The sequence below is a fragment of the Burkholderia sp. FW306-1C-G01B genome (assembly GCF_058781685.1).
Genome location: NZ_JBYSWZ010000018.1, coordinates 18,225 through 32,175 on the forward strand (window position 1 = coordinate 18,225; position 13,951 = coordinate 32,175).

Consider the following 13,951-nt stretch of genomic DNA (forward strand, 5'->3'; position numbering starts at 1 on the left):
CCATGCCTTCGTCCGATTCGTCCATCGCCGCGCCGACATCCGATCAGCAATTCGAGCACGATATTGCGCTCGTCCTGCAAAGCGCCATCGAGCGCCACCACGCCGGCGCGCTCGACGATGCAAAAGCGCTGTATGAAGCGATACTCGGCGCGCTGCCCGAGCATGGCGATGCGAATTACAACCTGGCGGTTCTGAAAGTCGATGCGGGCGATCCCGGTTCGGCCGTTCCGCACTTCGAGATCGCGCTCGGAACAGTTCCGCACAACGGCAACTACTGGGTCGGCTACATCAACGCGCTGTACCGCAGCGGCCAGACTCCGGCCGCGTGGATCGCAGTCGAGATGGCGCAGCAACGCGGTGTGCACGGCCCCGCACTCGATGGCTTGATTGCGCAGATGGCCGCGCCGACGGTCGTATTCCCGACTGCACCGGCCGCGCCCGCGCCGGCGACGCTCGACATATCGCTGGCGGCGCTGCCCGCCAACGACGCCACGCAGGCGACGCCGACGGCCCATCGCCCGATCCTTCATCGGGTACCATCGCGCAAGCTGCAAGCGCACACGGCGCTGTTCAACAAGGGGCGCAATATCGAAGCGATCGCGCTCGCCCGGGAACTGGTTGCCGCGTATCCGGCCGACGCCGCGAGCTGGCGGGCGCTCACCGTCTCGCTGTATCGTGATCGCCGCTATCGCGAAACCATCGACGCCGCCTATCAACTGATCGAGCGCGAACCTCACGACCTGATGACGCGCACGCTGCTGGCCGAGGCGCTGCGCACGGCCGACCGGGCGACCGAGGCGGAAACGCAATGTCGTCACATCATCGCGATGCAGCCCGACAACGCCGAAGGTCACCGGATTCTCGGCCTCGTCCTGCATGGCCTGCGTCGCCACGACGAATCGATCGCGGCATGCCGCCGCGCAGTCGAACTGGCGCCGCAGGTCGCTTCAATGCACTCCGCGCTCGGCTTCCTGCTGCTCGACCAGGGCGCATCGCTCGAAGCGATCCCGTGGTTCCGGCGCGCCATCGAAATCAATCCGATGGACAGCATCACGCACAGCAGCCTGCTGTTCTGCCTGATTCACGACGATGCGGTCGATGAGGAAACGTTGCTGCGCGAGCATCGCGCATTCGGGAAACTGCATGAGGCGCGCGTCAAGCCTTTGCGCCATGCCAACCCTCGGGAGCCCCATCGCAAGCTGCGCGTGGGCCTCGTGTCCGGCGACCTGTTCAACCATGCGGTCGCATCGTATCTTGCACCCGTCGTGCACCATCTGAGCGACGATCCGGGACTTTCCTTGCATTTTTACTCGAATCATCTATTCGAGGATCACATCACAGAAAAGCTTCGCGAAAAGGCCGAGACGTGGACCGACGTCACGGTACTCGACGATGCTGCGCTCGTCGACACGATCCGGCGCGATCGAATCGATATCCTGATCGACCTGTCCGGCCATACCGGCCGCAACCGCCTGACCGCGTTCGCGCACAAGCCGGCGCCCGTTCAGGCTTCGTGGATCGGCTACGCCGGGACGACAGGCCTGACTGCGCTCGACTATTACCTTGCGGATCGCTTCGTCACCCCGCCTGGCTTGCTCGATTCTCAATTCGTCGAAAAGATCGCGCGTTTGCCGGCAATTGCGCCGTTCTCTCCGCCGCCGCATTGTCCGCCGATCAATGCGTTGCCCGCTCTGCATGCCGGGCATGTCACGTACGGCAGCTTCAACCGCCTGAACAAGTTGCGCCCGGACGTCGTCGCGCTTTGGGCAAAGATCCTGCGAGCCGACCCGCACGCGCGAATGACGATCGGCGCAATTGCGCAGGAACACGACCAACACACGCTCGTCGACTGGTTCGGTGCCGAGGGCATCCCTGCGGAGCGACTCACGTTTCGCCCACGTGCGCAGACCGCCGTCTATCTGCAGCAGCATCACCAGGTCGACATCTGCCTCGACACGTTCCCATACGCAGGCTCGACTACGACGCTCAATGCACTGTGGATGGGTGTTCCGACCGTCACGATTGCAGGCCGCAGTCTTCCGAGTCGGGGTAGCGCATGCTGGCTAAGTCACCTTGGACTCGAGCAATTCATCGCGCACGATGCCAACGACTTCGTCGAACGCACACTCGAGCTGTCGAAGCGTCTCGACGAATTGAACGTATTGCGCACGTCGATGCGCAATCGCTGCCTCGCGTCAGCCGCGTTCCAGCCCCAAACGATCGCAGCGGGCCTATCGTCCGCGTTGCGCACGATGTGGACACGCTGGTGCTCGGGCGAACCACCCGTATCTTTCGACGCCACGGCGACAACGCCAGGTGTCGTCACCGATCCCGCCTGACGGGTTCGCGTCAAACGTTCACGCACGAGGTGAATCGGACATCATGACTGCCAGCCTTCCGCCCGAATCGGTTGCCGCACTGCGGCAGGACCGCATTTACGTCACGCAACCGCACCTGCCCCCGCTCGAAGAGTTCCTGCCATACCTCGAGAAGATCTGGGAGAGCCGGACGCTGACCAACGGCGGCCCGTTCCACCAGCAGTTCGAGCGCGCGCTTTGTGAATATCTTGACGTGCCGTACCTGTCGCTGTTCGCGAACGGGACGCTCGCACTCGTCACCGCACTGCAGGCGCTACGCGTCACCGGCGAGGTGATCACGACGCCCTATTCGTTCGTCGCGACGGCGCACTCGCTCCTCTGGAACGGCATCAAGCCGGTATTCGTCGATGTCGATCCGCATACGCTCAATCTCGACCCGGAGAAAATCGAGGCGGCGATCACGCCACAGACGACGGCAATCATGCCGGTGCATTGCTATGGACATCCGTGCGACGTCGATGCGATCCAGAAAATCGCCGACAACTACAACCTCCGCGTGATCTACGACGCCGCGCACGCGTTCGGGGTTCGAACCGGCGACGGCAGCGTGCTGAAACATGGCGACCTGTCGATTCTCAGCTTCCATGCAACCAAGGTCTTCAACACGTTCGAAGGCGGAGCCATCATCTGCCCCGATTCGAAAACGAAGCAGCGCATCGATCATCTGAAAAACTTCGGATTCGTCGACGAAGTCACGGTCGTCGCCTCCGGCATCAACGGAAAGATGAGCGAAGTGAACGCGGCGTTCGGGCTGCTGCAGCTTCAACACATCGACGGCGCGCTGGTCCGCCGTCAGGAAATCGACGCTCGCTACCGGGAACTGCTGCGGGATATACCGGGCATCCGCTGCTTGACGGACGCCGGCGAAATCGCGGCGAACTACGCCTACTTTCCGATCCTCGTCGAGCCGGAATATCCATTGAGCCGCGACGCGCTATACGCGAAGTTCCGCGACAGTGACATCTATGTACGCCGCTATTTCCATCCGCTGGTTTCGGACTTCCCGATGTACCGCGGCTTGCCGTCCGCCAGTCGTGCGAACCTGCCGGTGGCCGCCGAGGCGTCGATGAAGGTACTGTGCCTGCCGATCTATCCGGCATTGACGGAATACGACCTGCTGCGCATCGTCAGCGTGATCGCGGAGCACTGATCGTGCGCCTGGCGATCATGCAGCCGTATCTGTTTCCGTATCTCGGCTACTTTCAGCTCGCGGCGTCGGTCGACCGCTTCGTGTTTTACGACGACGTCGCGTACATCAAAAACGGCTGGATCAACCGGAATCGCATTCTGCTCGGGGGCGCGCCGCACTACCTCACCGTTCCGCTGAACGGTGCCGGCTCGTCGCACCCCATTCTGGATGTACGCATCCAGCCGCGGGATCGCTGGATGCCCAAACTGCTCGCAATGCTGCATCACGCCTATTCGCGCGCACCGCAATATGCGCCTGTTATCCGGCTCGTCGAACGCGTGCTGTCGGCCGATACCGATGCAATCGGGCGGCTTGCGTCGCACAGTGTCGCCGAGACTTGCGCCTATCTCGGCATCGAAACCCAATTCATCGCCACGTCGACCGGTTACGGCAACGTCACGTTGCGTGGTCAGATGCGGGTGATCGATATCTGTCGCCGAGAAAACGCCCGACTCTACGTTAACGCGCCCGGCGGCCGGACCTTGTACGATCGTGCAGCGTTTCTCGACGCCGGCATCGACCTCGCGTTCATCGAACCCGAATCCGGCTCGTACACACAATTCGGCATGCCGTTCGTGCCGAACCTGTCGATCATCGATGTACTGATGTTCAATCGCGTCGACGCGGTCCGCACGATGCTTGCAACCGACACGGTGGCCGCATGATCGACGACGCGATCGGCGGTTACCTGGCGCTGGAATGGCCGGATTGCGGGCGCGAGTGGCATCGCGACGCGATGCGCTTCCAATCCGCACGGGCGGCATTTCTCGCATTGTTGCGCGCACGTAGGCCGTCCGCCGTCTGGGCGCCGTGGTATCTATGCGACAGCATGGTCGAACCGTTGCGGGCGGCCGGCACCTCAATCCGGCGTTACGCGCTCGATCGCGACCTCGGCTGCCCGACCATCACACTCGGTGACGGCGAGTGGCTCCTGTATGTAAATTATTTTGGTGTATGCGATCACCACGTCGATGACATGCTTGTCCGGCACCCACGGGAGCGGGTCGTGATCGATAACGCACATGCGTTCTTCTCCTCGCCGCGCGACTGCCTGGCGACCATCTATTCTCCCCGCAAGTTCGTTGGCGTGCCCGACGGCGGCTACCTCGTCTCGCACGCCCACATGCCGCTCCCGGAACGCACCGACAACGACTCGATCGCACGCTGCCGCCACCTGTTGACGAGAATGGCTGCCGGCGCGGAAGCCGGCTATGCCGACTTCGCAGCGGCCGAGGCAAGCCTCCAGCAACAGGAACCGCAACGCATGTCGACACTGACGCAGCGACTCCTCGCAGGCATCGACTACGATACCGTGCGCGCGCGCCGGATCGCCAATTTCCGCTATCTGCACGCGCGCCTCGGCTCCCGCAATCGCCTGTCGCTCACCGACACGACCGATCGCGCGCCGCTTTGCTATCCGTTTTTCGGCGCGCCGCGCAGGCTGCGTGACATATGGCGCACGCAACGCATCTACAGCGCGACGTACTGGCCCGATCTGCCCTCTGGCCCCGACATGCCGGATTTCGAGCGCAATCTTCCGCACGACACGCTGTTCGTCCCATGCGACCAACGCCTGTCGCCGGAACAACTGAAGCCGCTCGTCGACCAGATCCTGGAGCAGTGCCGTCAATGAAAACCGTCATCACCTTGCGCGAGCTCGACCGTGCCGACCTCCCGGTGCTGAATGCCTGGCGCGCAGATCGAAACCTCGTCGACATGCTCGGCAGTCCATTCCGATATGTGAATACCGAAGTCGACGAGAAGTGGTTCGACGCATATCTGGCGAACCGTCACCGGAACGTGCGTCTCGCCATCTGCGACACCACAACGCAACAAGCAATCGGCGTCGTTTACCTGCTCGACATCGACTGGGTCAGTCGCGACGCGGAGTTCGCGATCCAGATCGGCGATACCGCGGCGCGCGGTCTTGGCATCGGGACAGAAGCGACCCGCCTTGCACTTGATCACGCGTTCGACGACCTCAACCTGCACCGTGTGCACTTGACCGTTCTGGCTTCCAATACGCACGCGATCGCGCTTTACGAGAAGGCCGGCTTCCAGGCCGAAGGTTTGCAGCGGCAAGCCGCCTTCAAATCGGGACGCCACGTCGACGTCGTGCCGATGGCCATCCTCGCGCACGAGCGCCCGACGCGTCGCTGAATCGAATTTTTCCCGTCAACAAGTATGACTGCTACCGATAACCGCCACGAAGCCGAGCTGGCTTGCGCCGGCTGGACCGTTGTACCCCACGCGTTCGACACGGCTCTGACCGACATGCTGTGCCGCGCGCTCGGCCCATCGCTCGCGTTGCGCGATGCGATCCGGCAACGCAACGGCGTCGCAGCGGACGCTAGCGGCACGCTGCACCACCTGCTCGCCGACGATCCGTGCTACATCACGCTGCTGGCCGCGTTCGAGCGGTTCGCATCGCTGTTTCACGCCTACTTCGGCGGCAGGTTCATCCTCAACTCGTACGGCGGCGTCATCAACGAACGCGACACGCATGCATACGTCAAGAACGTGCATCGCGACATTCGGTTCGGTTCGGAAGACCGGCGCTTCATGTTGAATGCACTCGTGATGCTCGACGACTTCACGACGGACAATGGTGCGACGTGGTTACTGTCCGGCTCGCAGGCACTCGCCGAGCCGCCCGACGACGATCGGTTTTACGCTCAAGCGTCACGTGCGACCGGCAAGCGGGGCTCGCTGCTGCTTTTCGATTCCCGGTTGTGGCACGCCGGTGGGCACAATGTGACGGACGCACCGCGCCGCGCGCTGACGCTCACGTTCACGAGCCCGTTCTTCAAACCACAGCTCGATTACCCGCGGCTGCTCGGCTATCGCAATCTCGAGCACTACGATCCGTGGCTGCGTCAGGTGATCGGCTTCAATGCTCGCGTGCCCGAGTCGCTCGAAGATTTTTACGTGCCGGTCGAACGGCGCTTCTATCAACGTGGACAGGATTGACCCCATGACCCGCGACTATGACTCCGAGGCGAAGGACCACCCCGAGCATCGCTACGCCTACGGCTTCGACTACCGGATGCATGAATACATGATCCGGACGTTTGCCCCATTTTTCGTGAGCGGCAACGCGTTGGAACTCGGCTGCTTCGAAGGCAATTTTACGCATCTGGCCGCTCGACGCTTCCAGGATCTGGAGGTAGTCGAGGCATCCGCCGATTGCGTGGCGGCCGCTTCGAAAAAGACGAGTGGCGCGGTGACCTTTCATCACTCGACGTTCGAGACGTTCGAGCCCGCGAGGCGTTACGACAATATCTTCCTGATCCATACGCTCGAACACCTCGATCATCCGGTGGACGTGCTGCGCCGCATACGCGGGTGGCTATCGACGAAGGGAAGACTGTTCGTTGCCGTTCCGAACGCACGCGCAGCATCACGGCAGATCGCCGTGCATATGGGATTGATCGAACACGCCGCGGCGGTGACCCCGGCGGAAGCGGCGCACGGTCACCGTATTACCTATTCGCTCGATACGCTGCTCGCCAACCTGCGGGCAGCCGGCCTCCACGTTGAAACATCGGGCGGCGTCGCCTTCAAGGGGCTAGCGAATTTCCAGATCGATGCGGCGCTCGCGGCGGGAATCGTTTCGGACGCTTATCTGGAAGGATGTTTTGAGCTGGGACGCACCTATCCGGATCTCTGCTCGAGCATCTACGGAATATGCGGGCGGGGGGAGTAAACCGGACACTCCACGTGTCACCCACTTCTCCGTGAGTTGCTCGCCCGCCTCAATTTGCGTGGCGTCCGGTTGAGATACGACGTGCCGAGGTCAACGGGTGCCACCGGCCGTCGCAAGCGGAGGCGAGTCGAATTCGCCGATATACGCCGCAAACGCCCCGCGCACGCGCTCGGCCACCTGAATCCAGTTCTCGTCGCGCCCGCGCCGGAACAACCGCACCGTGCCGGGATACCACGGCGAATCGTCGCGGTCGTGCATCCAGCGCCAGTCGACGTCCTGATTCGGCAGCAGCACCCAGCAAGGCTTGCCGAGCGACGCGGCCAGATGCGCGGTGGACGTATCGACGCACACCACGAGATCGAGCTGCGCGACGATCGCAGCGGTATCCGCGAAATCGTCGATCTCCGAGCCCAGATGCAGCAACGGCAGGCCGCCCGGCGGATCGCGCGCCTCGTCCTCGCCCTGCCCCTTCTGCAGGCTCACGAAATTCACGCCTGAAACGCTCCACAACGGCGTCAGCAAAGCCAGCGACGGCAGCGAGCGGTGCGCATCGTTGCAATGCTTCGGGTTGCCCTTCCACACGAGTCCGGCGCGCGGGCCGGCCGGCAGCGCATCGAGGCGCGCGCGCCAGCGCGCGACGCGGGCGGGATCGGGTACGAGCCGCACCGGCGGCGGAATCGTGTCGAGCGTCGTGCCGACGTGCATCGGCGCGCTCAGCAGGCTCGTCCAGTAGTCGAATTCCTGCGCACGCGCGGCGGCCGCATCGTGATCGAGCACTTCGTCGACGCCGTCGACCGTCTCCATCAGCCGATGCAGCGCGGGCTGGCACGCGACGACCACGCGCGCCGCGTGCCGCGCGACAAATTCCGAGAAATAACGGCTGAACTGCAGCATGTCGCCGAGGCCATCCTCCTGCCAGACGAGCAGCGTCTTGCCGGCAAGCGGCTCGCCTTGCCACTGCGCGCACCGCAGCACCTCGCGCGTCCGGCGATACACGAACGCCGACTGCTCGTAGCGCGATTCGTAGCGGCGCCAGCCTTCCTCGAACCGGCCAAGGCCGAGTAGCAGCGTCGCCAGCCCGAAACGCGCATCGCCGTAATCGGCACGCAGCTCGAGCGCGCGTCGGTACGCGCGTTCGGCGTCGTCGTGGCGGCCGGCATGCGCGAACGTCGTGCCCAGGTTGTAATGCGCTTCGGCCATCTGCGGCGCGAGCGCGAGCGCGCCGCTGAACGCGGCCGTCGCTTCGTCGTGGCGGCCCTGCGCGCGCAGGACGCAGCCGAGATTGTTGTGCGGCTGCGGCAGGCCGGGGCCGCAACGGATCGCGTCGCGATACGCCGCTTCCGCTTCGGGCAAGCGATCGATATTTTGCAGCGCGACGCCGAGGTTGTAATGCGCTTCCGGGTGGTCCGGGCAGAGCGCGATTGCCTGCCGGCTGACCGCTTCCGCTTCGGGCAGCCGCTGCATGTCGACGAGGATCGCGCCTAGATTCGCGTGTGCGAGCGCATGGTCGGCGCGCACGGCAATCGCGAGCCGATAGGCGAGTTCCGCCTCGGCCGGCCGGCCGAGAACGCGGAGCACGTTGCCGAGATCGGTCAGCACGTTGGCGGACTGCGGCTCGATCAGCAGCGCCTGCCCGAACGCCTGTTCGGCTTCATCGAGCCGGCCGAGCGCTTCGAGCACCTTGCCGAGCCGGTGATGATGCGACGCCCGCAACGGCGTGACGGAAGCGAGTTGCCGGCGGAGGATCGCCTCCGCTTCAGGCAGGCGGCCCTGCGACACGAGCAGCGCGCCAAGGCCGTCGTATGGCGGATCGAACCCTGGCATCGCGTCGATCGCGCGCCGCCACCAGGCTTCCGCGTCGGCCAGCCGGTTCAAGCCAAGCGCGCAGACGGCCGCGACGTGCAGCGCTGCAACGTCCGGCGCCGGCGCGTCGAGCAGCGGCGCGACGAGCGACAGTGCGTCGGCGAACCGTCCGTTCTGGCACTGGGCTGCGACTTGTTGAACGGGCGCGGAAACGTCGGCAGCAGGCGTCGTCATGGAAGGCTGGGCTAAGCGGCGGGAGTTCGTCGCGTCCGGCCGGCACGGCTGCGGCCCGGCATGCGCGGGGCGCGCTGCGCCCGGGTGACCGTTTCGGCACGGATAGCGTCGATTGACAGCTTACCGAAGCGTGCACGCGGGCGATGCGGCGATCTGAGCCCATTCCGCGCGGCTGTTCAGACAATGGGGCGCGCCGCCCGTGGCGGCCCGCGATGCGCAGTGCAGGCTACGTGCTCAGTTGCTCGACGAGCACCCGCCGCAACTGCTCGAACTGCATGAACTGGAGCTGCACGAACTCGACGAACCGCAGCTCGACGACGAGCCGCTGCTGCCGGACGAATCCGAACCGCCCGTGCGCGCCGCCATCGGGGCTCGCATCAACGGCGGCGGCTCCATCAAAGCACTCGAATGCACGGCCCACGCGGTGCCGGCCAACGCTCCCGCGCCGAACAGCGCAGCAGCCCAGAGTAACTCGTCCGGCGAATCGGACTCGCCCTGGCGTGCGCTCCGGTACGCGTCAAGCGACGCCTGCCCACCCACCGTCAGGCCGCCGCGCCCGAATCCGGTCAGGCGCTGCGCGACGAAGTGGTATGCGATCGCGAACGCCGCCATACAGATGACGAGCAACAGGACCGGCCGCCCTCGACTCAGCCCGACCGCCAGTTTCGCCGCGCCCGTGCCGAGCACCAGCAGCGCAATCGTGCGCGCGGCCATGCGCGCCGTCCGCATCTCGCCGGGCACCCAAAGCCAGCCGCAATTGCGCAACGAATCCGCGTATTCGGAAACCCGACGCGCCAGAAGCTGCCGGAACGCGCCGAAGCTGGCCTCCTCGCCCGGCTGCCCATCCAGCCAGTAGCATTCGTCCGCATATGCGCCGGCGCGCCTCACATCGAGGCTCTGCACGCGCGCGCCCAGTCGCCCCGCCATCCTCAGGTCGATCGCGCCAGCATGGATGAGCGACAGCGTCGCGACTTGCACGGCCCGCGATTCGTCTCCGACGAGATACGCGACCTCCTCGACCGTCAGGTTCGGCGGCGCTTCGCGAGCGCGCGCGCCCCAGCGCCGGCAGCGATATTCGATCTGTTGCAGGCCCACGATCAGCAGCAACGCGACCATGCACGCCGGCACGTAGAACGCGAGAAACTGCGGCCCTGTGTAGTTCAGCACGTTGAAGTCCTGCGCCGACGCGCAGGTCGCGGCGACGCTCGCGGCGGCGGCCGGCCACACGAGCTTCGGCAGCCGGTTGCGCCAGATCCTGCCGCCCGGCGGGGCGGCAGGCGAATCCGATTCGGCCGGCTCGTCCGCGGCCGGCAGGTCCGGCTGCGGCGATCCGTGCGCGGCGTGCAGGCACGCAGGTGGCCAGATCGACTCCGGCGGCTCGCAGCCGAACAGCCGGCGATAGCTGTCGAGCGTGTCGCGATAACGCTGCGCGTACACGGCGGCTTCGTCCGGCGCGCCCGTGCCGGGCATGTGATGCAGCCGCGCGCGCAGCACGCTGGCGCAGAAGACGTCCCAGTATTCGAGCGTGTATTGCAGGTGGAAATGCCAGGCGGCATCGACCGCGACCGACGGCGTGACCGGGTGCCCGGCCACCTGCGCGAGAAACGCGAAGCGCTTGTATTCGTCGATCACGGCCAGTGCGTGCTCGTGCGACCAGCCCTCGGCGTCGGCGAGGCGCCGGCTGTATGGCAGCGGCGCGTTCGGATCGTCGGGGGAATACGCGTGCAGGCGTGCGAGCAAGGCATGCTGCGCATCGGTCAGCGCGCGGGCATCGACTGCGGTCGAGGAAGACGGAATGGCAGCCATCGGGAGTCGGCGCGATGCGCGGACGGCCGCCGCGATCGACGCTTGGAGTTGTCGTTGCGGGCGATTCTCGCATAACGGTGCAGCAGTGCGACGCCTGTCCGCCGGTCCTGCCCAAAATCGTGCGATGCGACGGGCCCCGGGAGAGGGGCGCCGGCAAGCACGGCCGTAGCCTCAACCGACCGAAGATCACGACACCGAAAAGCGCCGATGACCACCAGCTGGCTGCGATTTCACTACGGGAAGGAAAACAGTGCGCCAGGAAATCCGCTGCGGAATCAGATTCCCAGAGCGGGACGCATAAAGGTCTCGCCGAATGCGTTCCCGTGCCTATACTGAATTCGTCCGAAGAAACCGAGGACCGAACATGCACGCCAATGTTGCCTCCAAAGAGCCGACTGGCGCTGCCCAGTTCGTCACCCGGATATATGCCAAGCTCCTGCTGACTGGCTTCGCGTTGGTGCCGGCGTATCTGATTGCCTACCTGTACTTCTTCCAGGATCCGTCGCTGAAATTCGAGAATCACGCCTTTCACGAGCTGGCGATCGCTGCTGCCACGCTCGAAGGCGCGTTCGTCACCTATGTCTGCTGGCGTTGCTATCGCCTGTCCGGCGAGCCGTTGCTGCGTTGGCTTACGCTAGGCTTTCTTGGCTTCTCCCTCGTCTATGCGTTGCATGGCGCCTTCACCGGCATGGCGCATCACAATATCTGGCTGTTCCTGCTGTATGGGCCGGCCTCGCGTCTCACCATGTCGATCCTGATTTTTGTCGGGCAGCTCGCCTACAGCCGCAAGGCCGACAGCGACGCAACCCGCGTCGATCGCCGCACCTGGATCACGTGGATCGCGCTGTTTGGGCTGATCGACGTGGCGGTCGCCGCGCTCGCCTATTCGCCGGTGGCCGGCAACCAGTGGGTGCGCCTTTCGTTGGAGGGGGGTGCAATGGTGTTCTCCACCGTGAATGTTGTCGCCCCAGTCGTGCGTCGCATCCGCTCGCCCCTGATGACGATCTACGGCATTTCGGTGGCGTGGTTCGCACTGTCCTCGGTCGCCTTCATCCTCGGGCGGCCGTGGAATCACATGTGGTGGCTCGCGCATGCGATTTTTGCTGCCGGCTTCTTCCTGCTCAGTTTCGGTGTGGTGCAGGCCTTTCACACGACGCGTTCGTTTTCGAAGATCTACAGCCAGGAAGAGCTGTTTGCCCGGTTGAGAGAAGCCATGGCGAGGACAGAGCAGGCCCTGCAGGCGCTGCAGCGGACCAACGAGAAGCTCGAACATCTGGCTGCAACGGACCCGCTCACGGGCGCGGCCAACCGGCGGCAATTCATCGAGCGCGTGGAAACGGAAATTACCCGGGCGAAGCGCAATGGCGCGCCGTTCTCATTGCTTTCGCTCGATCTTGACCACTTCAAGGCAATCAACGACAGCTACGGACATCAGGCGGGCGACCGGGTGTTGCAGCGCTTCGTCACCAAATGCCTCGATGCGATCAGGCCGTACGACGGCGTTGCGCGGGTGGGCGGAGAAGAGTTTATGGTCCTGCTGCCGCAAGCCGCGTTGGATACCGCACAGTCGATCGGTGAACGCATCCGTGCAGCGATCGCGGGCGCACCATTTGAGGCCGGCATCGGCAAGCCGATCGAGGTCACCGTGAGCGTTGGCGCCTCCGAATTCGGCCGGGACGGCGAGACGATCGACGCGATCCTGCGCAAGGCGGACGAACGCCTGTACCGCGCGAAGCATCAAGGTCGCAACCGTGTTGTTGTCGCGTAATTTCTCCTGGTGAAATCTCGCGCAAGCACAAACGCTTGCAACGCTAAGACTACACGCAGAGACTGCATAACCAAGGCGCATAAAACTGCATAACGAAGCGCGCCTGCAGCGGTTTGATTTCGTTCCGGCCGACCACGCGCGCGGCCGTGTCCGGCGTGCCGAACCCGCCCGAATTGCTCGGCACGATACCAAGCAGTTGCGGCGGCACGCGATGCGCGGCGAGCAGATCGTCGCGCGTCACGTTCTTGATGTTGAAGAACTCGTCCTTCGCCGCGACCTCCGACACCGGTATGAGCTGGATGCCGTCCTTTTTCCCGTTCGGCGCGTCCATGAGCACGTTACGGAAATTGTCGTGCTGCGACGCCAGCTCGCGAAGAAGCGCGCGCCCGAGTGCGTCGACAGCGTGTTCGTGTACCAGGGCCGGCCGGTCTACCAGACGGGGACGGCCGCCTGGCGCAAGGCGCTCAAGCGTGCCGGCATCCGCGACTTCCGCTGGCACGATCTGCGCCACACCTGAGCGAGCTGGCATGTGCAGCGCGGCACGCCGTTGCAGGTGTTGAAGGAGCTGGGCGGATGGGAAACGCTGGAGATGGTGCAGCGTTACGCGCACCTGGCGGTGGCGCACCTGGCGCAGTGGGTCACGCCGCTGACGGCCGAGCCGGTGCAGATGCTAGCTGCAGTTTAGCTGCAATGAGACTGTCCGACGAGGGAAGGAAACGGCTGAGAGCCTGATTAGACTTGGCGCGCCCGGCTGGGATCGAACCAGCAACCCCTGCCTTCGGAGGGCAGTACTCTATCCATTGAGCTACGGGCGCATTTGACAGTGAAACGACCCCGATATACAGGCCGCCCACGATTGGCAAGACGGCAAGGATACCCGGTTTCCCCTGACGCGTCCACCTTGCCCGCCGAATCGCCGCCGGGCCGCGCTGCGTGCGGGTAAACACGCGCCATCGCGCCGCTCGCCGTGATGTAAACGTTCCGTCTATAATCGTCCGTGCTTCATTGGACTGCCATTTTGCCGTTGCACCGCGCTCACAATTCCTATTCATGGAGACGAGGCAAGC

The 13,951-nt window shown here is 64.5% G+C and carries 10 protein-coding genes, 1 tRNA gene and 2 pseudogenes; 9 read left to right on the top strand and 4 right to left on the bottom strand.

Translation table 11 applies throughout. The annotated features are described in order from the left end of the window. Nucleotides 1-2 precede the first annotated feature (2 nt). Genes AC3WLY_RS29440 through AC3WLY_RS29470 form a run of 7 tightly spaced genes read left to right on the top strand, consistent with a single transcriptional unit; the run spans nt 3 to nt 7,273 of the window. The gene (locus AC3WLY_RS29440) at nt 3-2,339 is read left to right on the top strand and encodes a tetratricopeptide repeat protein (RefSeq protein WP_492310491.1); all 2,337 of its coding nucleotides are present in this window, start codon (nt 3-5) and stop codon (nt 2,337-2,339) included. 43 nt (nt 2,340-2,382) lie between these two features. Beyond that, nucleotides 2,383-3,528 carry a DegT/DnrJ/EryC1/StrS family aminotransferase gene (locus AC3WLY_RS29445; RefSeq protein ID WP_492310492.1) on the top strand — a complete coding sequence of 382 codons (1,146 nt, stop codon included), beginning with the start codon at nt 2,383-2,385 and terminating at the stop codon, nt 3,526-3,528. Continuing rightward, nucleotides 3,456-4,232, top strand: a complete 777-nt coding sequence (locus AC3WLY_RS29450; RefSeq protein ID WP_492310493.1) for a WbqC family protein — start codon at nt 3,456-3,458, stop codon at nt 4,230-4,232. The genes AC3WLY_RS29445 and AC3WLY_RS29450 overlap by 73 nt, the downstream gene beginning before the upstream one ends. Then, nucleotides 4,229-5,200 carry a hypothetical protein gene (locus AC3WLY_RS29455; RefSeq protein WP_492310494.1) on the top strand — a complete coding sequence of 324 codons (972 nt, stop codon included), beginning with the start codon at nt 4,229-4,231 and terminating at the stop codon, nt 5,198-5,200. The genes AC3WLY_RS29450 and AC3WLY_RS29455 overlap by 4 nt, the downstream gene beginning before the upstream one ends. Then, on the top strand, nt 5,197-5,727 hold the full coding sequence (locus AC3WLY_RS29460) for a GNAT family N-acetyltransferase (protein WP_492310495.1): 531 nt from the start codon (nt 5,197-5,199) through the stop codon (nt 5,725-5,727). The genes AC3WLY_RS29455 and AC3WLY_RS29460 overlap by 4 nt, the downstream gene beginning before the upstream one ends. Before the next feature lie 24 nt (nt 5,728-5,751). Further along, nucleotides 5,752-6,537 carry a phytanoyl-CoA dioxygenase family protein gene (locus tag AC3WLY_RS29465; RefSeq protein WP_492310496.1) on the top strand — a complete coding sequence of 262 codons (786 nt, stop codon included), beginning with the start codon at nt 5,752-5,754 and terminating at the stop codon, nt 6,535-6,537. Between the two features lie 4 nt (nt 6,538-6,541). Beyond that, entirely contained in the window at nt 6,542-7,273 is a 732-nt protein-coding gene (locus AC3WLY_RS29470; protein ID WP_492310497.1) for a class I SAM-dependent methyltransferase, read from the top strand. Between the two features lie 90 nt (nt 7,274-7,363). Here AC3WLY_RS29470 and AC3WLY_RS29475 read toward each other — a convergent pair whose 3' ends face one another. Together AC3WLY_RS29475 and AC3WLY_RS29480 are read right to left on the bottom strand one after the other, a co-directional pair. Further along, the gene (locus AC3WLY_RS29475; protein ID WP_492310498.1) at nt 7,364-9,310 is read right to left on the bottom strand and encodes a tetratricopeptide repeat protein; all 1,947 of its coding nucleotides are present in this window, start codon (nt 9,308-9,310) and stop codon (nt 7,364-7,366) included. 234 nt (nt 9,311-9,544) lie between these two features. Further along, complete coding sequence (locus AC3WLY_RS29480) at nt 9,545-11,116, bottom strand: TIGR04222 domain-containing membrane protein (RefSeq protein ID WP_492310499.1); 1,572 nt, start codon at nt 11,114-11,116, stop codon at nt 9,545-9,547. A 364-nt stretch (nt 11,117-11,480) separates the two neighbouring features. Here AC3WLY_RS29480 and AC3WLY_RS29485 point away from each other — a divergent pair, with 364 nt between their 5' ends. Further along, nucleotides 11,481-12,884, top strand: a complete 1,404-nt coding sequence (locus AC3WLY_RS29485) for a GGDEF domain-containing protein (protein ID WP_492310500.1) — start codon at nt 11,481-11,483, stop codon at nt 12,882-12,884. Nucleotides 12,885-12,978: 94 nt separating this feature from the next. Here AC3WLY_RS29485 and AC3WLY_RS29490 read toward each other — a convergent pair. Further along, nucleotides 12,979-13,233 (bottom strand): annotated as a pseudogene (locus AC3WLY_RS29490) (phage portal protein); the annotation flags it as partial. On the opposite strand from AC3WLY_RS29490, the pseudogene AC3WLY_RS29495 reads away from it, so the two are divergent. Further along, nucleotides 13,225-13,569, top strand: a pseudogene (locus tag AC3WLY_RS29495) (tyrosine-type recombinase/integrase); the annotation flags it as partial. The pseudogenes AC3WLY_RS29490 and AC3WLY_RS29495 overlap by 9 nt on opposite strands. Nucleotides 13,570-13,623: 54 nt before the next feature. Here AC3WLY_RS29495 and AC3WLY_RS29500 read toward each other — a convergent pair. Continuing rightward, nucleotides 13,624-13,699: transfer RNA gene (locus AC3WLY_RS29500), tRNA-Arg, on the bottom strand. Nucleotides 13,700-13,951 lie beyond the last annotated feature (252 nt).

What these genes read in the sequence shown, in the direction of transcription:
- AC3WLY_RS29440 (WP_492310491.1), top strand. Translation starts at nt 3, where the DNA reads ATGCCTTCGTCCGATTCGTCCATCGCCGCGCCGACATCCGATCAGCAA.
- AC3WLY_RS29445 (WP_492310492.1), top strand. Translation starts at nt 2,383, where the DNA reads ATGACTGCCAGCCTTCCGCCCGAATCGGTTGCCGCACTGCGGCAGGAC.
- AC3WLY_RS29455 (WP_492310494.1), top strand. Translation starts at nt 4,229, where the DNA reads ATGATCGACGACGCGATCGGCGGTTACCTGGCGCTGGAATGGCCGGAT.
- AC3WLY_RS29460 (WP_492310495.1), top strand. Translation starts at nt 5,197, where the DNA reads ATGAAAACCGTCATCACCTTGCGCGAGCTCGACCGTGCCGACCTCCCG.
- AC3WLY_RS29465 (WP_492310496.1), top strand. Translation starts at nt 5,752, where the DNA reads ATGACTGCTACCGATAACCGCCACGAAGCCGAGCTGGCTTGCGCCGGC.
- AC3WLY_RS29470 (WP_492310497.1), top strand. Translation starts at nt 6,542, where the DNA reads ATGACCCGCGACTATGACTCCGAGGCGAAGGACCACCCCGAGCATCGC.
- AC3WLY_RS29475 (WP_492310498.1), bottom strand. Translation starts at nt 9,310, where the DNA reads ATGACGACGCCTGCTGCCGACGTTTCCGCGCCCGTTCAACAAGTCGCA.
- AC3WLY_RS29480 (WP_492310499.1), bottom strand. Translation starts at nt 11,116, where the DNA reads ATGGCTGCCATTCCGTCTTCCTCGACCGCAGTCGATGCCCGCGCGCTG.
- AC3WLY_RS29485 (WP_492310500.1), top strand. Translation starts at nt 11,481, where the DNA reads ATGCACGCCAATGTTGCCTCCAAAGAGCCGACTGGCGCTGCCCAGTTC.